We start from the raw sequence: 6,201 nt of genomic DNA, 5'->3' as shown, positions 1-6,201 counted from the left end.
ATAAGAATCATCACGCCCATATCATGCTTACCACCCGAAAAGCCGAATTGGACACGGACAATAAACTCACCCTGACCACCAAAACCGATATCGAACTCAGCAACGCCAAACGAAAAAGCCTTGGCATGGGGACAACCCAAGAAGATATTAAGCAAATTCGAGAAACTTGGGCAGACTTAGCCAATAAAGCATTGGAACGTGCAGGCTACCGAGAAAAAATAGACCATCGTAGCTATGCCGATCAGAACAACGGACTACAAGCCACCATCCATGAAGGCACCAAAGTCACACAATTACGCAGACAAGGCATAGACACTGAAATCAGCCGTTTTAATGACAACGTCAAACAGCAAAATAGCCAACAGCTTCACCAACAGAAACAGCAAAAAGAGAGCGTTTTACAGCGTGGTTTAAGCCGTGTCGATCAAGGTTTTGATCAATGGCAGAAGAACCAAGAAACCAAACGTCTAGAACTGGAACGCCAAGCGGAAATGAAGCGACAGCAAGAATTAGATAAACAACGAGCCGAGCAAGCACTCCGCAAGGCATCTCAAAAACTAGGTAGAGGCGGAATGTCATTATGAGTAATCAAAATGATCTAGATGACCAGTTATATATTTTATTGGCATCCATGAAGGAATATAGAGAGGCCATAGCAGACGATAACAAGCGATTAGAGAAGTTTTACAACCATGTCGCTAGCGGAGTGCTAGACAAGGCTGAAAAATCGCTAGAAAACGCAAATAAGAAGCATACAGGCGCATTAAACAACAGTATTCAGGCATTAAACGAAGCTACACACAGGCTCAACTTAAAACTTATCATTATTTTTGCTAGCACGTTTGTTGCTGTGATGATGGTATTCATTTTGGCTATCTTCTTATACATACCAAGCAAAGACGAAATTGATGCACGTAGAGCAGATATGGCTGTACTAAAAAAATATCCGTTACAAATCGAGGAGCATGATGGGAAAACATTAGTCAGAATTATGACTAAAAAGCCGTGTTACTCATTTGAACCGAATAATGTCAAGGAAAAAACGTATGACTGGTGTCAGATCGACCCTAAAAAATACTAGTTGATCGGTACTTTGCTTGGTTTTTCTCATTACTGATCAGATTACAGCAAGCGCAAAGTTGCCCGACTTTGAAACATGGCTAAAGCCATCTTTCAAAGCATCGAGCGATAGTCATCCAAAAATTTCGGAATGGCTATCCAACTGATGCAGTTCTAAAATATCGTCACCAACAAGCCTATAAATCAAGACTAAATCAGGCTTCACATGACAATCACGACAATTCTTAAACTCTGCACCACCCTTCAAGGGATGATCTAAATATTTTTCAGGCAAAGAATTATTTGCAACTAAACAATCTAATACTTCTGCCCATTCAGCCGTAACCAGTTCTAAATAACGTCTTTTAATATCACGTTTAAAAGAACTGGTTACGATAATCTTACGTTTAGCCATGTGCTTCTTCCGACATAGCTTTAATCGCTTCTTCTACCGTTTCGTACTCGGTGTACTCGCCATTTTCAATCTCTTTTAAAGATTGAAGTAACTTGGCTGCTGCTTTAGGAGTTAAAGCAGTTTCTCGCGCATAGTCAAAAGATAAAGGGATCGCCTTCGTTTTAACGATTTGATTCAAGAACAGTTTGAATGCTTGGGGCATAGTCAAACCGTAGTCTTCCAAAATAGGCGTGACTTGTTCTTTTAACTCTGCTTCTAAGCGCATATTGAAATTGACTGCGGACATGATTTCCTCACTCAAAAACCATTAAAGTAAAGATAATATAAGGCATATTCTTTACTTTTTCATTACTTTTGATGTAATAAATGGTTTCTAACAACTAAATTTCGTATAACGCCCATTATGTTAAATGGATAGAGATTTGATTAATTCAGGAATATTATTCTAGAAAGGATTTAAAGCTATACTAAAATCCTATCACTATTAATAAAATAGAAATTTGATAATGGAATTCACTAAAAGAATATTATTACTGTTCACTTTATTGCTATTTATGAAACCTACATTTGCGAACACAGAGAATTTTCAAAAACTACAGGACATGGCCAAGAAAGGAGATGCATCTGCTCAAAATAAGCTAGGAGATGCTTACTATGATGGTGAGAGTATAACCCAAAATTATACCAAAGCTTTTGAATGGTTTAGTAAGGCAGCAGTTCAGGGACTTGCACCTGCACAATACAGCCTTGGACTAATGTACAGCTATGGTGATGGCGTAAGTCAAAATGATGCCAAAGCTTTTGAATGGTTTAGCAAAGCTTCTGCTCAAGGATTTGCATTGGCACAACATAATCTTGGGATGATGTATGCCTATGGTGATGGAGTAACTAAAAGTGATGCCAAAGCTTTTGAATGGTATAGCAAGGCAGCGACACAAGGGTATGCACCTTCACAACATAACCTTGGGGTAAGGTATGAAAAAGGTCAGGGTGTAACTAAAAGTGATGTCAAAGCTTTTGAATGGTATAGCAAAGCAGCGACTCAGGGGTATGTACCTTCACAAAATAACCTTGCATCGATGTATGAATTAGGTCAGGGCGTAACTAAAAGTGATGTCAGAGCTTTTGAATGGTATAGCAAGGCAGCGGCTCAGGGGGAGGCATTTTCGCAATATAATCTTGGTAGGATGTATGAATTAGGTCAGGGCGTAACTAAAAGTGATATCAACGCTTTTGAATGGTATAGCAAAGCAGCGGTTCAAGGAGAGGCATCTGCGCAATTTAACCTTGGTTCAATGTATATTTATGGGCAGGGTGTAAGCCAAAATTATACCAAAGCCTTTGAATGGTTTAGTAAGGCAGCAGCTCAAGAACATGCAGGTGCGCAACATGATCTTGGATCAATGTATGCTAATGGTCACGGAGTAGCACAAAGTATAGCACTATCAAATAAATGGTATTTAAAGGCGGCTAATAATGGTAATGCGATGGCACAATTCAATATTGGGAAGAAATATTTAAATGGTGAGAATGGATTACCAAAAAATCGAGAACAAGCGCTGAATTGGCTAAAAGAAGCATCAAATAATGGACATACCGAAGCTAGGTTGATGCTTGCTACACTTCAGTGATCATTAAGTATTTTTGAAATTAACATAATACACCTTATACGAAATACAACAGTTTTTTCCTTCAAGATCATTATATTAGAGATTGCCGCCTTGAATCATAGAGCAACAAGGCGGCAACTTTTCTATTTTTTATGTTCCACGCTTACTATTTGATCATTGTTCCACGGTTTTGATTAGATATTTTAATTATTAAACTTCTTCCAGTAATAGCCGAGCGAGTGTCTACGAGCGACCACCTGGCATTAAAATTTCGCCCCTGCCTTTTCCCTGATTACAAACTCCCCTTTGCTTCATAATGAAAGATACAGAGCATCCCGAATGGGTGCGAACTGTATTAGCCAAATTCTAGACGAGCGAAGCGAGCATAAAGACTACTGAGCGAAGCGAAGGCATAGTTTCTTTTTTTATTAAATCCTCAATTCATATTTGAAAAAAACAGCCCCTCAACCGAGCTAAAGCGAGGTTAAAACGTCCGAGCTTTAGCGAGGGCATAGGGCTGTTTTCATGCCTACTTAGGCTTTTATATATATTTTAAAGCTTTTAAATGCTTTTACGACCGCTAGAAACCTTTCTATTAAAGACTTCTAGCGGTTATAAAGGGACATTTAGTCGGTTATAAAGGGACATTTAGTCGGTTATAAAGGGACATTTAGTCGGTTATAAAGGGACATTTAGTCTCTATAAAGGGACATTATAGGTATTGACCCTTTAGTGACTTCAATTTACAATGTCCATATTATAAGTAACAATATAATCTGATTATGAAAAATGAGCTTGTTGTGAAGGATAATGCGTTAATCAATGCTAGTTATAATTTAGAAGTAACTGAACAACGTTTAATACTATTAGCAATTCTTAATGCAAGAGAAACAGGCAACGGTATTACAGCCGATAGTAAATTAGAAATACATGCGAAGGACTATGCTAGCCGTTTTGATATAAGCAATGATGGGGCCTATAAAGCATTAAAGAATGCTGTTTTAAACTTATTTGATCGACAATTTTCCTTTAAAGAACAAGATAAAAAAGGAAATATAGGCACAGTAAAATCAAGATGGGTAAGCCGTATTAAATACATTGATGATTCAGCCACATTAGAGATTACATTTGCGCCTGATGTTGTTCCATTAATTACAAGGCTTGAGCAGCATTTTACGAGCTATCAGCTTAAACAAGTTAGCCAACTTACCAGTAAATACGCTATACGTTTATATGAGCTTTTGATTGCATGGCGTGAAGTTGGAAAAACTCCAAAAATTGAGTTACACGATTTCAGAAGCAAAATTGGTATCGAAGACACTGAATACATAGCAATGAATGATTTTAAAAAACGTGTATTAGAACCAGCTATTAACCAAATTAATAAATATACAGATATTACGGCAACGTATGAACAGCATAAAAAAGGGCGATTAATTTCAGCATTTTCATTTATTTTTAAGCAAAAACACCAACCAAAGATTGAAAAGACAGTTGACCTAAAAAGGGATCCAAATACACCTGATTTCTTTATCCCTATGACAGATGCTCAACGACATTTATTTGCCAATAAAATGGCTAAATTGCCTGAATTGAGCGAGTATTCACGAGGAACTGAAAGCTATGAAGATTTTGCAATCCGTATTGCTGATATGCTTTTAGAACCTCCAAAATTTAGGATGTTCTATCCGCTACTGGAGCAACTTGGGTTTAAGTAACTATTTAAAATGGAGCTAAATAGCTCCCTTTTTTATTAATTTAGAACTGGCAAATCAAAAAGCTTTCTATCTCTATCTTCTGTTAAATACTCGTTGAGTTCAGCGAGTATTTTTTCTTTATTGGCTTCATTGGCATTCATTTTTTTAATCAAATAAGAACCAAGCAAAATTTTACGTCGAGTATCATCCTTCCTTTCCTGCTCTTTTTGCTTTGACCTTTCTCTAGCTTCGATAGCTTGTTTGCGAGCCTTTAACTGTTTCAGCTTTTCTAACTGGGCTTCGATTTTCTTTTCGAGAGTTTCAGCAGCTTTTGTCATGATTCAGATTTCGGGATATAGAAAACCACTCAAGCATAAGGCCCTATGAATTGAAATTCAAGCGGGCTATATGCTATCGTGTTTTTCATGAAATGCGCACTTACGACTTGGATTTCATCCAAGTCAAAGTTTGCGTAAGGGGATACCCCTTAACCCCAAAAAACTGCTACGCAATTTTTTAAAAACAAAAGCATCTCAAGGCGACTGCATGGCAATCTATCATTGTTCAACTAAAACAGTTAACCGAAGTTCAGGACGAACTGCGGTTGCATCAAGTGCCTATCGTGCAGGTGAAAAACTAGAAGATGAACGCACAGGGCTAACCCATGACTTTACGAGAAAAGACGGTGTCGCCCATTCTGAAATTATCTCTAATTTAGATATTGAAATTGACCGTGGCGAACTTTGGAACTTGGCAGAAAAAACCGAGAACCGCAAAGATGCCCGAACCGCTAGAGAATGGGTGATTGCCCTGCCTGATGAATTAGACGCTGATCAACGTAAGGACTTGGCAAAAGACTTTGCCAGGTCCTTAGTTGATCGCTATGACGTAATCGCAGATTTAGCCATCCATGAACCGAGTAAAGGCGGTAATGATAAAAACCATCACGCCCATATCATGCTCACAACCCGAAAAGCCGAATTGGACGCAGACAATAAACTCACTCTGAACACCAAAACCGATATTGAACTCAGCAACTCCAAACGAAAAAGCCTTGGTATGGGGACAACCCAAGAAGACATTAAGCAAATTAGAGAAACATGGGCAGACTTAGCCAATAAAGCATTGGAACGTGCAGGCTACCGAGAAAAAATAGATCACCGCAGCTATGCCGATCAGAACAACGGGCTACAAGCCACCATCCATGAAGGCACCAAAGTCACTCAATTACGCAGACAAGGCATAGACACTGAAATTAGCCGTTTCAATGACAATGTGAAACAGCAGAATACCCAACAACTTGACCAACAGAAACAGCAGAAAGAGAGTGTTTTACAGCGTGGTTTAAACCGTGTCGATCAAGGTTTTGATCAATGGCAGAAGAACCAAGAAACCAAACGTCTAGAACTGGAACGCCAAG

Annotated in this window: 8 protein-coding genes; 5 read left to right on the top strand and 3 right to left on the bottom strand. The window is 38.5% G+C overall.

Going from position 1 to position 6,201, the window contains the following annotated elements; all coding sequences use genetic code 11:
* Both NI455_RS14895 and NI455_RS14890 read left to right on the top strand, forming a co-directional pair.
* Positions 1–584, top strand: a 584-nt coding sequence (locus NI455_RS14895) for a MobA/MobL family protein (protein ID WP_253114839.1), incomplete at its 5' end; no start/stop codon positions are given.
* Complete coding sequence (locus tag NI455_RS14890) at positions 581–1,081, top strand: hypothetical protein (protein WP_253114838.1); 501 nt, start codon at positions 581–583, stop codon at positions 1,079–1,081. The genes NI455_RS14895 and NI455_RS14890, both read left to right, overlap by 4 nt.
* 111 nt (positions 1,082–1,192) lie before the next feature.
* Here the strand turns inward: NI455_RS14890 and NI455_RS14885 are convergent, their stop codons facing one another.
* Together NI455_RS14885 and NI455_RS14880 are read right to left on the bottom strand one after the other, a co-directional pair.
* Positions 1,193–1,474 carry a type II toxin-antitoxin system YafQ family toxin gene (locus tag NI455_RS14885; RefSeq protein ID WP_180018778.1) on the bottom strand — a complete coding sequence of 94 codons (282 nt, stop codon included), beginning with the start codon at positions 1,472–1,474 and terminating at the stop codon, positions 1,193–1,195.
* A complete protein-coding gene (locus tag NI455_RS14880; protein ID WP_001277151.1) occupies positions 1,467–1,760 on the bottom strand; it encodes a type II toxin-antitoxin system RelB/DinJ family antitoxin in 294 nt (97 codons plus the stop codon). The genes NI455_RS14885 and NI455_RS14880 overlap by 8 nt, the downstream gene beginning before the upstream one ends.
* A gap of 220 nt (positions 1,761–1,980) precedes the next feature.
* Here NI455_RS14880 and NI455_RS14875 point away from each other — a divergent pair, with 220 nt between their 5' ends.
* Positions 1,981–3,105 (top strand): tetratricopeptide repeat protein, encoded by a 1,125-nt coding sequence (locus tag NI455_RS14875; protein WP_180078859.1) that lies wholly within the window; start codon positions 1,981–1,983, stop codon positions 3,103–3,105.
* 761 nt (positions 3,106–3,866) lie between these two features.
* Positions 3,867–4,802: a replication initiation protein RepM gene (repM, locus tag NI455_RS14870; RefSeq protein ID WP_159516845.1), complete on the top strand. Its 936-nt coding sequence runs from the start codon at positions 3,867–3,869 to the stop codon at positions 4,800–4,802.
* 35 nt (positions 4,803–4,837) lie between these two features.
* On the opposite strand, the gene NI455_RS14865 is transcribed toward repM, so the two are convergent.
* The gene (locus NI455_RS14865) at positions 4,838–5,119 is read right to left on the bottom strand and encodes a DUF8583 domain-containing protein (RefSeq protein WP_180001894.1); all 282 of its coding nucleotides are present in this window, start codon (positions 5,117–5,119) and stop codon (positions 4,838–4,840) included.
* Positions 5,120–5,327: 208 nt separating this feature from the next.
* Here NI455_RS14865 and mobQ point away from each other — a divergent pair.
* The coding region (gene mobQ / locus NI455_RS14860; RefSeq protein ID WP_253114837.1) for a MobQ family relaxase at positions 5,328–6,201 on the top strand (874 nt) is incomplete at its 3' end.

The organism is Acinetobacter lwoffii (assembly GCF_024129435.1).
Taxonomy (GTDB): Bacteria; Pseudomonadota; Gammaproteobacteria; order Pseudomonadales; family Moraxellaceae; genus Acinetobacter; species Acinetobacter lwoffii_F.
Note: the sequence above shows the minus strand (reverse complement) of the source record. Positions and strands in the feature narration are given on the sequence as shown.